Source organism: Nonomuraea sp. NPDC050547 (assembly GCF_044457345.1).
Classification (GTDB): Bacteria; Actinomycetota; Actinomycetes; order Streptosporangiales; family Streptosporangiaceae; genus Nonomuraea.
In genome coordinates this window covers 325,496-343,353 of record NZ_JBITGW010000006.1, presented here as the reverse complement: position 1 = coordinate 343,353, position 17,858 = coordinate 325,496, and the positions used below count along the sequence as shown (strand labels likewise).

The 17,858-nt window shown below is 71.6% G+C and carries 20 protein-coding genes and 1 pseudogene; 10 read left to right on the top strand and 11 right to left on the bottom strand.

The features are described from left to right. The first annotated feature begins 8 nt into the window (after window positions 1–8). Window positions 9–617 (top strand): response regulator, encoded by a 609-nt coding sequence (locus ACIBHY_RS17885; protein WP_397242162.1) that lies wholly within the window; start codon window positions 9–11, stop codon window positions 615–617. Continuing rightward, entirely contained in the window at window positions 614–1,192 is a 579-nt protein-coding gene (locus tag ACIBHY_RS17880; protein WP_397307223.1) for an HAD family hydrolase, read from the top strand. Before ACIBHY_RS17885 ends, ACIBHY_RS17880 begins: the two co-directional genes overlap by 4 nt. Here the strand turns inward: ACIBHY_RS17880 and ACIBHY_RS17875 are convergent. Then, window positions 1,182–1,817: a TenA family protein gene (locus tag ACIBHY_RS17875; RefSeq protein WP_397307222.1), complete on the bottom strand. Its 636-nt coding sequence runs from the start codon at window positions 1,815–1,817 to the stop codon at window positions 1,182–1,184. The genes ACIBHY_RS17880 and ACIBHY_RS17875 overlap by 11 nt on opposite strands. Before the next feature lie 167 nt (window positions 1,818–1,984). After that, on the bottom strand, window positions 1,985–3,097 hold the full coding sequence (locus tag ACIBHY_RS17870; RefSeq protein WP_397307221.1) for a TIGR03118 family protein: 1,113 nt from the start codon (window positions 3,095–3,097) through the stop codon (window positions 1,985–1,987). Window positions 3,098–3,187: 90 nt separating this feature from the next. On the opposite strand from ACIBHY_RS17870, the gene ppgK reads away from it, so the two are divergent. Beyond that, window positions 3,188–3,922, top strand: a complete 735-nt coding sequence (gene ppgK, locus ACIBHY_RS17865; protein WP_397242170.1) for a polyphosphate--glucose phosphotransferase — start codon at window positions 3,188–3,190, stop codon at window positions 3,920–3,922. On the opposite strand, the gene ACIBHY_RS17860 is transcribed toward ppgK, so the two are convergent. The 4 genes from ACIBHY_RS17860 to ACIBHY_RS17845 are packed head-to-tail and all read right to left on the bottom strand — an operon-like array spanning window position 3,888 to window position 5,718. Further along, entirely contained in the window at window positions 3,888–4,046 is a 159-nt protein-coding gene (locus ACIBHY_RS17860; protein WP_397307278.1) for a tetratricopeptide repeat protein, read from the bottom strand. The genes ppgK and ACIBHY_RS17860 overlap by 35 nt on opposite strands. After that, window positions 4,043–4,753, bottom strand: a complete 711-nt coding sequence (locus ACIBHY_RS17855) for a tetratricopeptide repeat protein (protein WP_397307220.1) — start codon at window positions 4,751–4,753, stop codon at window positions 4,043–4,045. The genes ACIBHY_RS17860 and ACIBHY_RS17855 overlap by 4 nt, the downstream gene beginning before the upstream one ends. Then, window positions 4,750–4,920: a hypothetical protein gene (locus tag ACIBHY_RS17850; RefSeq protein WP_397242174.1), complete on the bottom strand. Its 171-nt coding sequence runs from the start codon at window positions 4,918–4,920 to the stop codon at window positions 4,750–4,752. Before ACIBHY_RS17850 ends, ACIBHY_RS17855 begins: the two co-directional genes overlap by 4 nt. 51 nt (window positions 4,921–4,971) lie before the next feature. Beyond that, complete coding sequence (locus tag ACIBHY_RS17845; protein ID WP_397307219.1) at window positions 4,972–5,718, bottom strand: hypothetical protein; 747 nt, start codon at window positions 5,716–5,718, stop codon at window positions 4,972–4,974. 257 nt (window positions 5,719–5,975) lie between these two features. Between ACIBHY_RS17845 and hrpA the strand changes: the two genes are divergently transcribed. Further along, a complete protein-coding gene (hrpA, locus tag ACIBHY_RS17840) occupies window positions 5,976–9,842 on the top strand; it encodes an ATP-dependent RNA helicase HrpA (protein ID WP_397242178.1) in 3,867 nt (1,288 codons plus the stop codon). On the opposite strand, the gene ACIBHY_RS17835 is transcribed toward hrpA, so the two are convergent. The 3 genes and pseudogenes from ACIBHY_RS17835 to ACIBHY_RS17825 form a co-directional block, all read right to left on the bottom strand. After that, entirely contained in the window at window positions 9,832–10,395 is a 564-nt protein-coding gene (locus tag ACIBHY_RS17835; RefSeq protein WP_397307218.1) for a Uma2 family endonuclease, read from the bottom strand. The two genes, hrpA and ACIBHY_RS17835, sit on opposite strands and share 11 nt — an antisense overlap. Before the next feature lie 62 nt (window positions 10,396–10,457). Beyond that, a complete protein-coding gene (locus ACIBHY_RS17830) occupies window positions 10,458–11,180 on the bottom strand; it encodes an ABC transporter permease (RefSeq protein WP_397242182.1) in 723 nt (240 codons plus the stop codon). A gap of 50 nt (window positions 11,181–11,230) precedes the next feature. Continuing rightward, window positions 11,231–11,890, bottom strand: a pseudogene (locus ACIBHY_RS17825) (ABC transporter ATP-binding protein); the annotation flags it as partial. Between the two features lie 113 nt (window positions 11,891–12,003). Here ACIBHY_RS17825 and ACIBHY_RS17820 point away from each other — a divergent pair. From ACIBHY_RS17820 to ACIBHY_RS17795, 6 genes are read left to right on the top strand one after another with little or no spacing between them, the layout of a single operon-like run. Then, entirely contained in the window at window positions 12,004–13,083 is a 1,080-nt protein-coding gene (locus ACIBHY_RS17820) for a sensor histidine kinase (RefSeq protein ID WP_397243763.1), read from the top strand. After that, window positions 13,080–13,715, top strand: a complete 636-nt coding sequence (locus tag ACIBHY_RS17815; RefSeq protein ID WP_397100784.1) for a response regulator — start codon at window positions 13,080–13,082, stop codon at window positions 13,713–13,715. Before ACIBHY_RS17820 ends, ACIBHY_RS17815 begins: the two co-directional genes overlap by 4 nt. Window positions 13,716–13,748: 33 nt before the next feature. Beyond that, window positions 13,749–14,297 (top strand): TetR/AcrR family transcriptional regulator, encoded by a 549-nt coding sequence (locus ACIBHY_RS17810; RefSeq protein ID WP_397307217.1) that lies wholly within the window; start codon window positions 13,749–13,751, stop codon window positions 14,295–14,297. Next, a complete protein-coding gene (locus ACIBHY_RS17805) occupies window positions 14,281–14,685 on the top strand; it encodes a DUF5360 family protein (protein ID WP_397307216.1) in 405 nt (134 codons plus the stop codon). The genes ACIBHY_RS17810 and ACIBHY_RS17805 overlap by 17 nt, the downstream gene beginning before the upstream one ends. Window positions 14,686–14,705: 20 nt before the next feature. After that, window positions 14,706–15,083: a DUF1992 domain-containing protein gene (locus tag ACIBHY_RS17800; protein ID WP_397307215.1), complete on the top strand. Its 378-nt coding sequence runs from the start codon at window positions 14,706–14,708 to the stop codon at window positions 15,081–15,083. Between the two features lie 31 nt (window positions 15,084–15,114). Beyond that, window positions 15,115–15,780 (top strand): HAD family hydrolase, encoded by a 666-nt coding sequence (locus ACIBHY_RS17795; protein ID WP_397243765.1) that lies wholly within the window; start codon window positions 15,115–15,117, stop codon window positions 15,778–15,780. On the opposite strand, the gene ACIBHY_RS17790 is transcribed toward ACIBHY_RS17795, so the two are convergent. After that, window positions 15,759–16,076, bottom strand: coding sequence for a DUF5709 domain-containing protein (locus ACIBHY_RS17790; RefSeq protein ID WP_397307214.1), 318 nt, complete (start codon window positions 16,074–16,076; stop codon window positions 15,759–15,761). The genes ACIBHY_RS17795 and ACIBHY_RS17790 overlap by 22 nt on opposite strands. Window positions 16,077–16,282: 206 nt before the next feature. Beyond that, window positions 16,283–17,821, bottom strand: a complete 1,539-nt coding sequence (locus ACIBHY_RS17785) for a gamma-glutamyltransferase family protein (RefSeq protein WP_397307213.1) — start codon at window positions 17,819–17,821, stop codon at window positions 16,283–16,285. Between the last annotated feature and the right edge of the window lie 37 nt (window positions 17,822–17,858).

Sequence of the window (17,858 nt, the reverse complement as noted above, 5' to 3'; positions counted from 1 at the left end):
GTGGACCCATGACCGTGCGCGTGCTGATCGCCGAGGACCAGGGCATGATGCGCGACGCCCTGGCGCTCCTGCTCGGCCTGGAGGACGACCTGGAGATCGTGGCCCAGGTGCCGACGGGCCCGGAGATCGTCGCGGCGGCCCTGGAGCACGCGCCGGACGTGGCGCTGCTGGACGTCGAGCTGCCCGGCCGCAGCGGGCTGGAGGTCCTGCCCGAGCTGCGGGCGGCGCTGCCCGGCTGCGCGGTGCTGGTCCTGACCACCTTCGCCCGGCCCGGGTACCTGCGCAGGGCGATGGAGGCGGGCGCCGCCGGCTTCCTGGTCAAGGACGGGCCGGTGGAAGAACTGGCCGCGGCGATCAGGCGGGCGGTGGCGGGGGAGCGGATCGTCGACCCGGCGCTGGCCGCCGCCGCCCTGCACGCCGGGCCGAGCCCGCTCACCGACCGCGAGCGCGACGTGCTGGCCGCCGCGCTCGACGGCGCCACCATCGCCGACGTGGCCGCCCGGCTGCACCTGTCGGAGAGCACGGTACGCAACCACCTGTCCTCGGCCATCGGCAAGACCCACACCAGGAACCGGATCGAAGCGGCCCAGCTGGCACGGCACAATGGTTGGTTGTGACGACCTTTGACGCGGTACTGAGCGACCTCGATGGAGTCCTCCGGATCTTCGACGAGGCCGCCCAGGCCGACATCGAGGCCCGCTACGGCCTGCCCCTGATCAAGACCGCGTTCCGGTCCGACCTCATCCTGCCCGCCACGCTGGGCCGGATCACCGAGCGGCAGTGGGTCGAGGCCGTCGCCGCCGAGCTGGGCGGCCACGAGAGAGCCAGGCAGGCCGTGGAGGAGTTCGCCGAGGTGCCGTTCTGGGTCGACGAGGAGGTGAGGGCGGTGCTGGCCAAGGTCCAGGAGCGGATGCCGCTGATCATCGTCACCAACGCCATGGACAGCCTCGACGCCCACCTCGACCGGCTCGGCCTCACCTACTTCGCCGACGCCGTGGTCAGCAGCGCCAAGGTCGGCCACGCCAAGCCCGACCGGCGCATCTACGAGATCGCCGCCGAACAGGCCGGGGTGGCGCCCGGGCGCTGCCTGTTCATCGACGACCGGCTGGAGAACGTCGAGGGCGCCCGGGCGATCGGCATGACCGGCATCCACTACCGGGGCATCGCGGACCTGGCGCCGCTCACGCGCTAGCCATGTCGAAGAAGCGCCGTTCCAGGGAGACCGCCCGCCGGAAGACCGCGAGCACCTCGTACCGGCGCCGCTCACCGAGCTCGGGCCCGAGCCGGTCGAGCTCCCCCCTTAGGAACCCCACCCAGGCGCGGAAGTCCGCCCCTTCGTGCAGCTCGATCCACTCCCGGTGCACGAACCCCTCCGGCAGCGGCTCCTGCGCCCGCGCCGCCCAGTCGAGATAGCTCCACTCCGCCACGCACAGCACAGCCACGATCAGCGGATAGTCCTGCGCGGTCCTGACCTCGTCCATCAGCGCGCGGAACTCGGCCGTGACCGGCTCCGGCGCCGCGTCGGTGCTGCCGTTCAGCTCCGCCAGCGCCCGGTGGAAATAGGTCTTCTCCTCCGTGGTGGCGACCTGTCCCAGGAATTTCCCGTACGGCACGCGGGCCGCGAACGTGTCCGCGCTCGCGACGGCCGCCCCGAGCAGGGCGGTGAAGGAGTCGACGAACAGGAAGTCCTGCTCCAGGTAGTGCCGCATGTCGGCGGTGCCGGTCGTGATGGCGGCGGCGAACGGGTGCCCGGCCACCGCCTCCCATTCCTCGGCGCACTGGGCGCGCAGCCACGTACTGAAGGCTTCATCACTCATGCCGCGACTCTAGACACCCCGTGCGCGCGGACGCCGTGGGGGACGCGCGAACCCCGCCGCGGCCGGGGCCCGGCCGGGCGGGGTGTGCGGCGCGTGCAGAACTCCGTACCAGAGGAGATCACCGCCGCGGCGCGGGCCGCGCCGCCCGCGCCGGGCTGGAGAAGGGCCTAGTAACCACCTCCCGTCGTCTTCGTCGGCTTCGGGGTGGAGGTGCCGACGGGCGCGGGTGTGGCGGGGCGGGCGCCCGCCGGCCGGAGAAGTCCGATCAGGCCGTGCTTGGCGCCGTCGATGCCGGCCGCGAACCACACGGCGTTCTCGCCGCCCGTGGCCGCGGTGCCGGGCTCCAGGTCCCACAGGCCGGGCAGGACGACCGGGCGGCCGTTCGCGCCGCGCAGGGCGCCGAGGTGGCGGCCGCTCCTGAAGGCGTGGACGGTGCCGTCGCCGAAGTTGCCGACCAGCAGCGATCCGGCCAGGGCGCCGAAGCCGCGCGGCGCCGTGGTGATCGCCCACGGGACGTTGAGCGGGCCGCGCCCGATGCGGCCGGTGAGCCTGCCGTCGGGGCTGAACCGGCTCAGGAAGCCCTTGCCGCGCCCGGGGACCGCCTTGCCGGTCTGGGGGTCGCGCAGCACCGAGGCGACCCACACCGAGCCGTTGGCGACCGCCACGTTGAACGGGTGGTAGTTCCGGGGCAGGGCCCGGTCGCGGAACTGCGAGCGGCCGAGCCGTACCCGCTCGAAGTCCTCGTTGAAGGCGTGGATACGGCCACCGGCGAAGTCGGCGGCCAGCAGGAACGAGCCGTCGTCGCTGTCCAGCATGGCCAGGCCCTTGTAGTCGGCGCCCCGGGTGAACGCCGCGATGATCGCGTTGGCGGGGTCGGCCTCGGCGTTCCAGCCGGTGATGGCGCCGCTCGGGCTGGCGAAGATGAACGTGGCGGGCTCGCCCTTGACGGTGAAGCCCTCGCCGGTGTTGACGACCTGGCCGGTGGGCGCGCCGCCGGGGACGGCGACCTCGGTCTTCTCTTTCGTGCCGTTGCCCGAGTAGACGGTGGCGGTGCCGGTCCCGGTGTTGGAGACCCACAGGGTCTTGCCCATGGCGAGGCCCCAGGGGTTGACGACCTTGGGATCGGTGACGGCGGCCTTGCCACGGACGTCGGAGACGAGGTTGACGACGTCGAAGCGGTTGCGGGGGGTGGTGGATTGCGCCGGGGTGGTGAGGGTAGCTCCCAGCACGACCGCGACAGCACCGAGCGTGATGATGCCGCGTCTATGGGGGTGCCGCATCCGTGCCTCCTTGATATGCGCTTGTGACGCGAGATACGCGGGAGGCGGGAGACTGGTTCATCGTTCGCTATGACCGGGAATGGGACAGACATGGAAGTTTTGGGCATTGATATCGGTGGCTCAGGGATCAAAGGCGCGCCGGTGGACGTCGCCGCCGGGCGCCTCACCAAGGAGCGACTGCGCATCCCCACGCCGCAGCCCGCCAAGCCCGCCGCCGTGGCCGAGACCGTGGCCGAGATCGTCGAGCACTTCGGCTGGACCGGTCCGGTCGGCGTGACCTTCCCCGGCGTGGTGATGGACGGCGTGGTCAAGACCGCCGCGAACGTCCACCACTCGTGGGTCGGCGTCAACGCCTCGGAGTTGTTCGACGGCGCCCGGGTGATCAACGACGCCGACGCCGCCGGCTTGGCGGAACTCGCCTTCGGAGAGGGCCGGGGGCGGAAGGGCACCGTCCTCATGCTGACGTTCGGCACGGGGATCGGCAGCGCCCTGTTCATCGACGGCACACTCGTGCCCAACACCGAACTCGGCCACCTCGAACTGCACGGCAAGGACGCCGAGCACCGCGCCTCCGACCGCGCCCGCGAGGAGCACGACCTCGGCTGGAAGGACTGGGCCGAACGCGTCGAGACCTACCTGAAGCACGTGGAGATGTTGTTCTCGCCCTCGTTGTTCATCATCGGCGGCGGCGTCAGCAGGAAGGCCGACCGGTTCCTGCCGCACGTGAAGATCGACACCCCGATCGTGCCCGCCGCGCTGCAGAACGAGGCGGGCATCATCGGCGCCGCCCTCACCTGCGCAGGCGGTCCGCACGCTCCCGCGTGAGCGGACTGCCCGGCGCCAGCAGCAGGGCCGCCTCCATGGCGGCCGCCGCCTCCTCATGCCGCCCGAGACCCGCGAGGGCCAGCGCCCGCGCCGAGCAGGCGTCCGCCTCGCCCTCCGGGTTCAGGCCGAGCGCGAGCGCACGGTCGAGGTCGTCGAGCGCGCGCGGGTAAAGGCGCAGTTCGACGCGACCTGACCGCGCCCGGTCCTGGCCTCGACGTCGGTGCGGTTGATCTCCACGGCCTGCCGGTAGAGGTCGGCGGCCGCCCGGTGGTCGCCGCTGGTGGCCACCACGTTGGCCAGCGCCGACAGCGACCGCGCCGTGGAGAGCCGGTCGGCCAGCGACTCGAAGCCGTTGAGCGCGCTCCTGAAGCTCTCCCTGGCCGCGGTCAGGTCGCCCTCCACCAGCGCGATCTCGCCGTGCAGCGCCATGGCCTGGGCCTGTCTGCGAGTGTCGCCCTCCAGTTGATAGCGGCTGGCGGCGACGGAGGCCAGACGGCGGGTGCCGGTGAAGTCGCCCTCGCCGAAGGCCGCCTCGGCGGCCGAGGTGAAGACCCCGGCGTCTTCGGGCACCCGGGCCGCCGGTCCCGGTTCGGCGAACCCGTCACCGGCCCGCCGTACGACCTCGATCATCTGGTCCTGCCCGAGCTGGTACCACGTGCCGCGCAGGGCGGCCAGCAGGACGTCGGCGTCGCCGGATCCGCAGCGCAGGGCGATGTTCCTGCTGGCGATCGCCCGCTTGAGCGTGTCGGCGAGCGCGGGCGAGACCTCGCCCGCGCCCAGCCCGGCCAGGTCGGCGGGCGACAGCGAATGCCGGGCGTAGCCGCCGGTCACCGATCTCGCGGGCCAGGTTGATCGGGTTGCGGGCAGGCCTTGTCGCTCTTGTTCCATCGCCGGCTGGCGGGGTCGGTCGCCAGGTGGCGGGCCAGAGACTCGTGCAGGACCTCATCCGGCACCGTTGCCAGGCGGTCGAACGGGATATGGGTCAGATCGACGAGCATGGACTCGCCCATAGAACCCCCTGCGGCCATGTGGTGTCCCTTTCTCGGTCGCTATTCAAGCACTCTTGAAGAGTCCCAAATCCCCTCAAACTGCTCAATCCAGTAGTGGTACCAGTACCCATGCGCGCGCCGGGTCAATTCCAGGTGCATACGGTGGTCGGTCGCCCGGTTGCCGACGCCGTGGAGTTCCACGATCACCGTTCCGTCGCCGCCCGCCGGATTGACGGCGAGAATGCTGAATCCCGGATTGTAGGAGAAAGTGGCGTACTCCACCCGGCCCGCCACATGCCAGTCCGTCATCGCGGCCAGCCGGTCGAGCGCGGTCGCGATGCTCGCCGGCAGGTTCTGCAAGGGGAACTCCAGCCCGGCGTCGAGCTGGCGGGTGGCGAGGTCGACGGCGTGCGGTTCCTCCGGGTCCAGGAGCACGACGCGGAAGACGCCGTCGGGACGGCTCAGCACGGTCCGGCGGATGACCTCGCAGTTGGCCTCGGACAGCAGGTTGATGCCGGAAGGGGCGAACAGCCACGCCTCCTTCGCGTCCGTGAGCCGCTCGCGCAGAGGATGCGTCTCGAAGTCGGCCCGGTCGCCCAGCGGCGGGTGCGAGCGGTCGGGCACGGTGATCCGGTGGAGCAGCACGCCCATCCCGGCCAGGATCGCCGCCCACCGGTACTGCTCGGCCACGGCCTCCCCCACCAGCGTCAGCACCGCGAAGACGATCGCCACGACCGCGATCACGTAGGCGTCGAGGTTCCTGCGTTCACGGACGTCGCGCAGGACGCGGCGGACCGAACGTCGCATGGCACCTCCGTCCCGATCGTGTCACCGGTCAGGAGGCGCGTCCATATGGCCAGAAATCCTTCGGGATCATGCAACCCTTCAGGCGTCTCAGGAGTCTCACTAGTGTCCGTGATCGACCGTGGTGAACTCTGGGGAGAGTGCTGACACACCGCGGCCGGTCACGGACGCCGCCGATATTGGGATGCGATCCACGGCGCGGTCAGGCACGATGGACCGTTGGCACCCGGCACGCGGGGCTCAAATATCCTGAAAGCAGTATGGGAACCTCGTCGTTGTCTTCTCCACTCACCGAGCTCCAGAGCCGCCTGCCCGAGCTCATGCCACGCGACCAGCGGCGGCTTCGGCGCAGGCTCGACGGCGTGCGCCGGGTACGCTCGCGCGAGGCGCGGGACAAGATCACCGCGGAGATCCTCGCGGACGTGGAACGCGCCGAGCAGCGCCTGGCCCGCCGCCGCGAAGCCGTACCCGTGGTGCGCTATCCGCAAGAGCTGCCCGTCTCCCAGCGCAAGGACGACATCCTCGCGGCCATCCGCGACCACCAGGTCGTGATCATCGCGGGTGAGACCGGATCGGGAAAGACCACGCAGATCCCCAAGATCTGCCTCGAACTCGGGCGGGGCGTGCGCGGCCTCATCGGGCACACCCAGCCCCGCCGCATCGCCGCCCGCACCGTCGCCGAGCGCATCGCCGAGGAGCTCGGCACCGAACTCGGCCAGGCCGTCGGCTACAAGGTCCGCTTCACCGACCAGGGCGGCGACCGCACCCTGGTCAAGCTCATGACCGACGGCATCCTGCTGGCCGAGCTGCAGAACGACCGGCTGCTGGAGCAGTACGACACGCTGATCATCGACGAGGCCCACGAGCGCAGCCTCAACATCGACTTCATCCTCGGCTACCTCAAACAGCTGCTGCCCCAGCGACCCGACCTCAAGGTCATCATCACCAGCGCCACCATCGACCCCGAGCGCTTCTCCCGGCATTTCGGCGACGCCCCGATCGTCGAGGTCTCCGGCCGCACCTACCCCGTCGAGGTCCGCTACCGGCCGCTCAACGAGGACGACGACCAGACGCAGGGCATCGTGGACGCCTGCAAGGAACTGGTCCTGGAAGGGCCGGGCGACATCCTGGTCTTCCTCAGCGGCGAGAGGGAGATCCGCGACGCCGCCGACGCGCTGTCCAAGGCCGAGTTCCGCAACACCGAGATCCTCCCCCTGTACGCCCGGCTGAGCGCCGCCGAGCAGCACCGCGTCTTCCAGCGCCACACCGGGCGGCGCGTCGTGCTGGCCACCAACGTGGCCGAGACCTCGCTGACCGTGCCGGGCATCAAGTACGTCGTGGACCCGGGCTTCGCCCGCATCTCCCGCTACAGCCACCGCACCAAGGTGCAGCGCCTGCCCATCGAGGCCATCTCGCAGGCCAGCGCCAACCAGCGCAAGGGGCGGTCCGGGCGTACCTCCGACGGCATCTGCGTCCGGCTGTACGAGGAGGAGGACTTCCTCAACCGGCCCGAGTTCACCGACCCGGAGATCCTGCGCACCAACCTCGCCAGCGTCATCCTGCAGATGACCTCGATCGGGCTGGGCGACATCGAGGCGTTCCCGTTCGTCGAGCCGCCGGACAAGCGGCAGGTACGCGACGGCGTCAACCTGCTGGTCGAACTCGGCGCCTTCGACGCCCAGGGCAAGCTCACCGGCGTCGGCCGCAAGCTCGCCGGGCTGCCGGTCGACCCGCGCCTGGCGCGCATGGTGCTGGAGGCCGACAAGAACGGCTGCCTGCGCGAGGTCATGGTCATCGCCGCCGCGCTGTCGATCCAGGACCCGCGCGAGCGCCCCGCCGACAAGCAGCAGCAGGCCGACGAGAAGCACCGGCGCTTCGCCGACCCCGAGTCCGACTTCCTCACCTATCTCAACCTCTGGAACTACCTCAAGGACAAGCAGAAGGAGCTGTCCTCCAGCGCCTTCCGCCGCCTGTGCAAGTCCGAGTTCCTCAACTACCTGCGGGTACGCGAGTGGCAGGACATCTACAGCCAGATCCGGCAGACGCTCGGGGTCCAGCCGAACAGCGCGCCGGCCGCGCCGTACCAGATCCACTCCTCGCTCCTCGTCGGGCTGCTGTCGCACATCGGCGTCAAGGACGTCGTGGACAAGCAGCGCGGGCAGGACGGGCGGCGGCCGATCCAGGAGTACGTCGGCGCGCGCAACGCGCGCTTCGCGATCTTCCCCGGCTCGGCGCTGGCCAGGAAGCAGCCGCAGTGGCTGATGTCGGCCGAGCTCGTCGAGACCTCGCGCCTGTGGGCCCGGGTCAACGCCAAGATCGAACCCGACTGGGTGGAGCCGCTCGCGCAGCACCTCGTCAAGCGCAACTACTCCGAGCCGCACTGGGAGAAGAACCAGGGCGCGGTCATCGCGCTGGAGAAGGTCACGCTGTACGGCGTGCCGCTCGTCGTCGGCCGCAAGGTCAACTACGGGCGCATCGACCCGGAGCTGTCGCGGGAGCTGTTCATCCGGCACGCCCTGGTCGAGGGCGACTGGGACAGCCACCACGCGTTCCTGCGCGAGAACCGCAAGCTGCTCGGCGAGGTCGAGGAGCTGGAGGCGCGGGCCAGGCGGCGCGACATCATGGTCGACGACGAGGCGCTGTTCGACTTCTACGACCAGCGCGTGCCGGCGGACGTCGTCTCCGCGCGCCACTTCGACTCCTGGTGGAAGACGGTCTCCGACAAGAGCGTGCTGACGTTCACGCCGGAGATGCTGGTCAACGAGAACGCCGACGTCAGCGCCCAGGACTACCCCGACACCTGGCGGCAGCTGGGCCAGCGGATGAAGCTGACCTACCAGTTCGAGCCCGGCGCCGACGCCGACGGCGTCACCGTGCACGTGCCGCTGCAGGTGCTCAACCAGGTCAACGGCGACGGCTTCGACTGGCAGATCCCCGGGCTGCGCGAGGAGCTGATCACCGCGCTGATCCGCGTGCTGCCCAAGCACCTGCGCCGCAACTTCGTGCCCGCGCCCAACTACGCCAAGCAGGTGCTCGCGGGCGTCAAGCCGACCGGCGAGCCGCTGCTGGACGCGGTCGAGCGCGAACTGCTCCGGCTGACCGGGGTACGCGTCCCGCGCGACGCCTGGCAGCTCGACCAGGTGCCCGACCATCTGCGCGTCACCTACCGGGTGATCGACGAGCGCAAGCGCACGATCGCCGAGGGCAAGGACCTGGACGGGCTGAAGAAGCAGCTCGCCCCGCGCCTGCGCAAGACGCTCTCGGCCGCGGGCGACGACGTCGAGCGCACCGGGCTCCACACGTGGAGTTTCGGCACGCTGCCCAAGGTGTTCGAGCAGGGCCGGATGAAGGGCTATCCGGCGCTGGTGGACGAGGGCTCCAGCGTGGGCGTCAAGATCTACGAGACGCAGGCCGAGCAGCGCCGTTCCATGTGGACCGGCACCCGCCGCCTGCTGCTGCTCAACGTCACCAACCCGGCCAGGTCGCTGCTCGGCGGCCTGTCCAACCAGGCCAAGCTGGCGCTGTCACGCAGTCCGCACGGCGGCGCGGTGGCGTTGTTCGACGACGTGGTCAACGCGGCGGTGGACCAGCTGATGGCCGACGTGGGCGGGCCCGCCTGGGACCCGGTCTCCTTCGACCGCCTCTACCAGCACGTACGGGCCGACCTGTACGACACCGCCCGGGACGTGCTGGGCAAGGTGGAGCAGATCCTGAGCACCTGGCACACGATCGGCACCCAGCTGTCCGGCCTGCGCCGGAGCGCCTCTGCGGACGACGCCCGCGACCAGCTCGGCAAGCTCGTCTACGCGGGCTTCGTGACCGGGACCGGAGTGAAACGCCTCCCCGACATCTCCCGCTATCTCCGGGCCCTTGAGCGCCGCCTGACCAAGCTGCCCGAGGAACCGTGGCGGGATGAGGAGTGGATGGACCGGGTCCACAAGGTCGAGGACGACTACCAGGACCTGCTCGACCGGCTCGCCCCGGCCCGCCGTACCGACCCGGACGTGCGGGAGATCCGCTGGATGATCGAGGAACTCCGCGTCAGCTTCTTCGCCCAGACCCTGGGCACCCCCACCCCGGTCTCGGAGAAGCGCATCGCGAAGGCGATGGAGAAGCTCACTCCGTGAGTTCGGTGGTCTCCAGCTCGAAATTGATGGGCTCGGGCAGGTGCAGGGTCTCGCCGAGAGTCTGCGTGATCTTGGTCTTGTAAACCTCGTCGACGATGTCGCTGTACACGGTCGCGGTATTCGCGACCGGGTCGATCACGAGGCAGACGGGGATGCCGCCGATCGCGTAGAGCTTCGGCTTGACGACGCGGTCCTCGTGGACACTGCCAGGGGAGACCACCTCGGCGACCATGATCACGCCACGTGAGCGCAGCTCGTTCCCCCAGAGTGGGCAGTCCTTCGGGGCGAGCGCGTAGTCGGGCACGAGGGTATCGCGGGGGCCCTCGATGGAAATGTCCACTCCGGGATAGGCTTCCCAATCCTGTTTGTCCTGCACTGGCATGAGCAGGCGGAAGATCCGGCCAGCGAGGACTTGATGCTTGGGTGTGCCCAAGGGGCTCATTCGAATGTTTCCTTCGATGATCTCGACCCGGAGGCCGGGGAGGGGGGGTAGAGCATCGAACAGCTCCCGCACCCTGGTGGACGGAGCCTCGTCGGTCGTCTCATGCGGCATACGCGAAATGGTGACCATGAAACCTGTCCCTTCGTGTCTGGGCGGGTACGCTCAGTATCACATCATGCCCCGACATCCCGCCGGTAAAAGACCGCCAGCCCGGCGCCCACGGTCAGGGCGACGAAGGCGGTGTAGAGGGCGAAGCCGCCGAGGTGGCCGTCCGGCGACAGGACGGACAGGCCCGCGACCGTCGGCCAGATCTGGGCCACCCATTCCGGCAGCAGCCGGAGGATCGCGATCACCAGGACCGTGGCCGAGACGACGATGATGACGCCGCCCGCCGTCGAACGGACCAGGAACCCCATCGCCAGCCCGAACAACCCCAGCATGCCCAGGTACAGGCCCGCGCCGAGGACGGCGCGCAGCGCCCCCGGGTCGCCCAGGGCGGCGTGCGGCAGGCCCGAGACGGCGAAGACGCGCTGGCCGATCAGGAAGGAGGCCACGGCGGTCAGGAGTCCGGCGGCCGTGCCCAGCGACGCCACCACGGCGCACTTGGCGGCGAAGAGGCGGCTTCGGCCCGGGACGGCCATCACGCTGGTCCTGATGGTGCCGCCGGCGTACTCGGAGGTGACGGCCAGCACGCCCAGCACGCCGATCGCGACCTGGCCGAACAGCAGGCCGCCCTGGAGGCTGGCGGCCACCGGCTCCAGGCGCTCGCCCTCGTGCGCCGCCTCCGCCGCCGCACCGGCCATGATCACGCCGAGCCCCGCCGTGAGTACGGCGAGGGCGGCCAGGCACCACCAGGTCGAGTGGAGCGTCCGCAGCTTGATCCATTCCGCTCTCATGATCCGAACTCCACACTGTCGGCGGTCAGGGCGAGGTAGGCGTCCTCCAGGGAACCGGTCACACTGGTCATCGGCGTGTCGGCCAGCAGGCGGCCCCGGCCGATGACGATCAGGTGGTCGGCGGTCTGCTCCATCTCGGCGAGCAGGTGGCTGGAGACCAGAACCGTACGGCCCTCGGCGGCCAGCCCGCGCATCAGGCCGCGGATCCAGCGGATGCCGCCCGGATCCAGCCCGTTCACCGGCTCGTCGAAGATCAGCACGCCCGGGTCGCCCAGGAGCGCCGCCGCGATGCCGAGCCGCTGGGACATGCCCAGCGAGAACGTCCCGGCCCGCCGGTCGGCGACGCCGTCCAGGCCCACCTGCTCCAGGACGGCGGTGACGCGCGTGTCGCGGATGCGGTTGCTCGCGGCGAGCATGCGCAGGTGGTCGCGGGCGCTCCTGCGCGGGTGCGCGGCCCGCCCATCCAGCAGGGCACCGACCTCGCGCAGCGGCGCGGGCAGCTCGTGGTAGGGCCGCCCGCCGACGGCCGCCCGCCCCGAGCTGGGACGGTCGAGGCCGACGATCATGCGGATCGTCGTGCTCTTGCCCGCGCCGTTCGGGCCGAGGAAGCCGGTGACGACTCCGGGGCGGACGGCGCAGGTCAGGTCGTCCACGGCGGTGGCGCGGCCGTACCTCTTGGTGAGTCCTTCCAGGGTGATGGTCTGGTTCATGGGAGAGATTCCAGCGTCGCGGGGCCGTCGGGCAGAAGCTCGGAAAGTGGTGACACCTGCGACTTTCGTAGGGTCCGGTGCGGGCGGTGGCGGCCTAGGGTGAGGGCGTGCTGATGCGCGTCGTGATGGCCCTCGCCGCCCTGATGCTCTCGCTCCACGTCGTGGGCACGCTCGGCCCGCCGTGGCCGGTGGCCGTCGCGCTGGTCGCGTCCGGGCCGGTCCTGCTGATCCGCTCGCCTCTCGTGGTCGCCTGGGCGACGGTGGGGGCGGCCCTCGTCCACCTGTTCGCGCCGCCGGTGCACCTGGAGATGATCCTCTGGGCGCCGCCGGCCGCGCCGTTCGCCGCCTATCTGGCGCTGCGGCACGCGCCCCGCAGCCCGGCCGCGGTGGTGCCCGTCGCGCTGTTCACCGCGCTGGCGGCGTGGTGGGGGCCGACATCGGAGTTCGGGATCCGCACCGTGCTGCTGACCGCGGCCGCGGCCGTGCTCGGCCTGTACCTGTCCACGCGCGCCAACCTGCTCCGGGCGCTCACCGACCGCGCCGAGCGGGCCGAGCGCGAGCAGCACCTGCTCGCCGAGCAGGCCAGGGGAGAGGAGCGGGTACGGCTCGCCGCCGAGATCCACGACCTCGTCACCCACCGGGTCAGCCTCATGGTGCTCCAGGCGGGCGCCCTGGGCCTGACCGCCGCCGATCGCCCGGCCAGGGAGGCGGCCGAGACGCTGCGCGCCACCGGCTGCCAGGCGCTGGAGGAACTGCGCGAACTGGTCGGCGTGCTGCGCGCGCCGTCGGCGCCGGTGCGTGGCCAGCCCGAGGTGCCGCTCCTGCCCGCGCTGGCGGAACTGGTCGAGGGCTCGGGTCTGCGCGTCGGGTTCGAGGCCGACGACGCGCTGGTCTCGCCGGTCGTCCTGCGTACGGCGGAGCGGGCCCTGCAGGAGGCGCTGACGAACGTGCGCAAACACGCGCCCGGCGCCGAGACCACGGTACGGCTGCGCCGCAGCGGCGACCGGGTGCGCATCACGGTGGCCAACTCCGCCCCCGCCGGTCCCGGCGACCCTGAGCTCGCGGCGGCCGGCTCCGGAACCGGCCTGCTCGGCCTGCGCGAGCGCGTGGAACTGGTGGACGGGACGCTGGCGGCGGGCCCGTCGGAGGCGGGAGGCTTCGTGGTGGACCTCACCTTGCCGGTGGCGTCGTGATCAGCGTCGTGGTGGTGGACGACGAGCCGATGGTCTGCGCCCACCTGCGCGCGATCCTCGGATCGTCGGGCGAGATCACCGTGGTGGACGAGGCGCACGACGGCGCCGCCGGGGTCGAGGCGGTGGTGCGCCACCGGCCGGACCTGGTGCTCATGGACCTGCGGATGCCCGGTGTGGACGGGCTGGCGGCGATCGCGCGCATCGCCCGGCTGCCCGCGCCGCCGGTCGTGCTGGTGCTGACCACGTTCGACGCCGACCACTACGTGCTGCGCGCGCTCACCTCCGGGGCGGGCGGGTACCTGCTGAAGTCGACGCCGCCCGCCGACCTGATCAACCTGGTGAAGGCGGCGGCGGGCGGCCACACGGTGCTGTCGGGTCCCGCGGCGTCCCGGCTGCTGGACGGCGCGGTCCGCCGCCAGGCGGCCCGGCGCAGGCTGGAGGCGCTGACCGGGCGCGAACGGGACGTCCTGGCCGGTCTGGGCGCGGGGCGCAGCAACGCGGAGATCGCCGGAGAGCTGTTCCTGACCGAGGCCACGGTCAAGGGGCACGTCTCACGCATTCTGATCAAGCTCCGCTGCTCGAACCGGACCCAGGCGGGGCTGCTGGCGTTCGAGGCCGGCTTGCCCGATTGAAACTGTACCGGCTGACCGGTACAGTTTTGAGGCGTGCCCAGACCCAGTTCCAAAGAACGGCTGCTCGACGCCGCCGCCGACGTCCTGCTCACCGACGGGGCCGAGTCGCTCACGCTCGAAGCCGTCGCCAAGCGGGCCGGAGTCTCCAAAGGGGGGCTCTTCTACCACTTCCCGACCAAGCAGGCGCTGGTCGGCGGCATGGTCGAACGCCTGACCGCCGCCTTCGACGACGCCCTGGCCGAGGCCGGCGGGCGGCCCGGCGACTACCTGCGCGCCTACATCGAGGCCACCATCCCGGAACGGCCGGCCGCCGCGGCGCCCGCCGACCGGGTCACCGTCGCCCTGCTGGCCGGAGTGCTGGTCGATCCCGCCGGGCTGGAGCCGCTCAGGCAGCGCTACGCCGCCTGGCAGGAACGGCTGGCCGACGACGGAATCGACCCGGCGGCCGCGACGGCCGTACGCCTGGCCGTGGACGGATGGTGGGCGGCGCGGCTGCTCGGACTCGGCGAGCCAGGACCCGACCTGCACGAGAGCACCCGCCGCCACCTCCTGGAGATGATCGACCGTGCTGCGCGCGACTAAGGCCCTGATGCTCGGCACCGACGTCGGCTTCGTCGTCTACTTCAGCGTGACGGGCCTCGGGCTGATCCCGCCCGAGTGGGCCTTCGCCGACTACGCCAACCCGCTCATGGCCGACTGGAACTGGTCGTTCCTCTGGATCGACATGCTGGCCAGCGCGACCGGGCTGACGAGCCTGTGGCTGCTGCGCGGGAGCGTGCCCCGGCCGGGCGGCCCGCCGCTCATGCTGGTCTCGCTGGTGCTGACCATGGCCTCGGGGCTGATGGCGATCGCGTTCTGGACGCTGCGCGGCGACTTCTCCCCGGCCTGGTGGATTCCCAACCTCTACCTGATGCTCTTCCCGATCCCCGCCATCGCCTGCCTGATCACGGCACGTAGGATCGAGGCATGACGGAGCGCAAACCTGTTGGCATGCCCTTCGAGTCATGGATCGACCGGCAGATCCGCGAGGCCGCCGAGCGTGGCGAGTTCGACGACCTGCCGGGCACGGGCAAGCCGATCCCCGGCGCCGGCCGGCCCCAGGACGACAACTGGTGGATCAAGAACAAGCTCGCCGAAGAAGGCCTGTCGATGCCGCTGCCGCCCAGCCTCGCGCTGCGCAAGGAGGCCGACGAGGTGCTCGAACTGGCGTTGGACTCGGGCTCCGAGGGCGAGGTGCGCGACCTCGTCCAGGGGATCAACGAGAAGATCAACAAGGCGATCAAGCGGGGCGCGGGAGGGCCGCCGGTCGACCTGTTCCCGTTCAACGTCGAGCGCGTGGTGCAGCGCTGGCGCGAGGCCCGGCGGTAGGTCTCGTACCCTGGTGTGCGTGAAGAGGCAGATGATCAAGGCGCTGGTGTTCGACGTCGGTGAGACGCTCATCGACGAGACCCGCATCTGGAGCCGCTGGGCCGACCGGCTCGGGGTGACGCGGCTGACGTTCATGGGCGTGCTCGGGGGCGTGGCCGCCCTCGGCCGCTCGCACCGCGACGCCTTCCAGATCGTACGGCCCGGCCTCGACGTGGACGCCGAGATAGCCGCCTGGCGGCGCGACGACCCGGACGGACTGCGCAACAACTTCGACGCCGACGACCTCTACCCGGACGTACGGCCCGCGCTCCGCGCCCTGCGCGCGGCCGGCTACCAGGTGGTGATCGCCGGCAACCAGCCCGTCGAGGCCTACGACGCCCTCGTGGCCATGGACCTGCCCGCCGACTCCATCCACACCTCCGACGGGTGGGGCGTGGCCAAGCCGGCGCCCGAGTTCTTCGCGAAGGTCGCCTCCGTGGCCGGGCGCGAACCCGCCGAGATCCTGTACGTCGGCGACCGCCTCGACAACGACGTGCGCCCGGCGGGCGCGGCGGGCATGCGCACCGCCCTGCTGCGCCGCGGCCCATGGGGACACCTGCACGCCGACCGGCCCGAGGCGGCCGACGTGGCCGACCTCGTCGTGAACGATCTCCAGGCGCTGCTGCCCGCCCTCGCTCAGCGGTCGGGCTCGATGTGAACGGCACGCTCCTCGGCTGACAGATCCTCGCCGGCGTCGCCGCCCCAGTCCTCGCCCACCTCCTCGCCGTCGACGTCGGGCCCGAGCCCTTCGTCGGGCGCGGTGAGGCGGTGGTCGGCGCGCGGCTCGCGGCCGGGGCCGTCGGGCAACTCTCGCCGGAGCCGCTCGTCGAGCGTGTCACCACGCCCCGGGTCGTCCTCCCGGATCTCGTGGTTGCGGCCGAGGTCGTCGTTCCACTCCTCGACCTCTATGCCCTGCTCGTCGCTGTATCCGTAGCGGTCCGGTGTTTCGGTCATACGCGCTCCCTACCCACGCAACCCCCGAAAACCAGCGACTTGGCCCCCCAAAGCCCCTGGGACAACCCATCCTTGCCCATCCAGCACACCTTGGGCCGGACCGACCTGGGAGCTCGTGCGCGGCGCGCCTATCCAGGGCCGGCGTGGGAACCCGCCGTCGGGTCCCCACGGGGTGGCCGATGGGTGCGGCCGTGGACGGGCGGGGGTCAGCGGCCGATGGCGGCGCCGATGATCGAGCGGGGGTCGGCGGCGCCGGCGAGTACCCCGTCGGGCCGCACGTCGATCAGGTGCGCGTGGCCGAACCCGGTCCCGTACGGCCGTTCCACCACCGGGTGACCCAGGGCGGCCAGCCCGTCGCCCCACGCGGTGCCCGCCTCCACCTCCACCGCCATCTCGTCGGGCGCGTCCCACGTGTCGAACCCGGTGGTCCCGCCGAGCTTCCAGCGCGGTGCCGAGATGGCCGTGCCCGGCGCCTCGCCGTACCGGAGCAGGCGGGTGATGACCTGCAACAGGATCTGCGGCTGCGCGTCGCCGCCCATGGTGCCCACGACCGTGCGCAGCGACCCGTCGGGGCGGGTGATGAGGGCGGGCGTGAGGGTGTGGGGCGGGCGGCGGCCGGGCGCGTACTCGGCCGGATGCCCCGGCGTCAGCGAGAACCCGATGCCCCGGTTGTGGAGGTTGATCCGGGTACGCGGCTCGAAGACCATGCTGCCGAACCCCGAGGCGTTCGACTGGATGAGCGAGACGCCCATGCCGTCGCCGTCCACCGCGCACAGGTAGGTGGTGTCGCCGTCCGCGGCGGGGACGCGCACCTTGCGGCGCGCCGCCGGGTCCACCAGCGCCCGCCGGCGCGCGATCTCGTGCTCGCCGAGCAGGTCCTTGGCGTCCTCGTGCAGTACGGCGAGGCGGTCGTGACCGGCCGCCCGCGCCGCCTCCGCCAGCAGGTGCGCCCATGCCGAGCGGGCAGGTGCGGACGGCAGGTCCAGGCCGTCGGCGATGCCGAGGGCGAGCAGCAGCAGGTAGCCCTGGGAGTTGGGCGGGGCGGACCAGACGTCGTGCCCGAAGGCCCGCACGCGCAGGGGGTCCACCCAGTCGGCGTTGACCCGTTCGAAGTCGGCCGCGGTATATTCGCCCGCGCCCAGCTCCAGCAGGCCCTGGCCGAACTCGCCGAGGTAGAAGCCGTCCCTGCCCGAGCCGGCGATCGCCTCCAGCGCGCGGCCCACGCCGGGCCTGCGTACCAGGTCGCCCTCGGCGGTGACACCGGCGAAGTCGTCGCCGCCGAGACGCGTGGCCGCGGCCTTCGCCCCCTGCAGCATCAGCGGCGAGGCGGGGAAGCCGTCCTTGGCCAGCCGGATCGCCGGGGCGAGCACGTCGGCCGGCGGCAGCCTGCCGTACCTGCCGTGCAGGGCGATCCACCCGTCCACACAGCCCGGCACGGGCACGGACCTGATGTCGTGCAGGTGCGGCATCCTGGTGCGCCCCTCGGCGCGCAGCCGCCCGGCGTCGGCGCCGGATCCGGCGCGGCCGGAGGCGTTCAGCGCGCTCACCCGCCCGTCGTGGACGAGCGCGAACAGGTCGCCGCCCATGCCGCACATATGGGGCGCGGTGACGGTCAGGACGGCGTTGGTGGCGATGGCGGCGTCGGCCGCGGAGCCGCCCCGGTCGAGCATGGCGATCCCGGCCGCGGAGGCGAGGTGGTCCACGCTGCACACCATGCCGGTGCGGGCATATCTGGTGTTCTGCACGCCTAGAGGGTACGCCCGCGCGGGGTGCCGCCGGGGA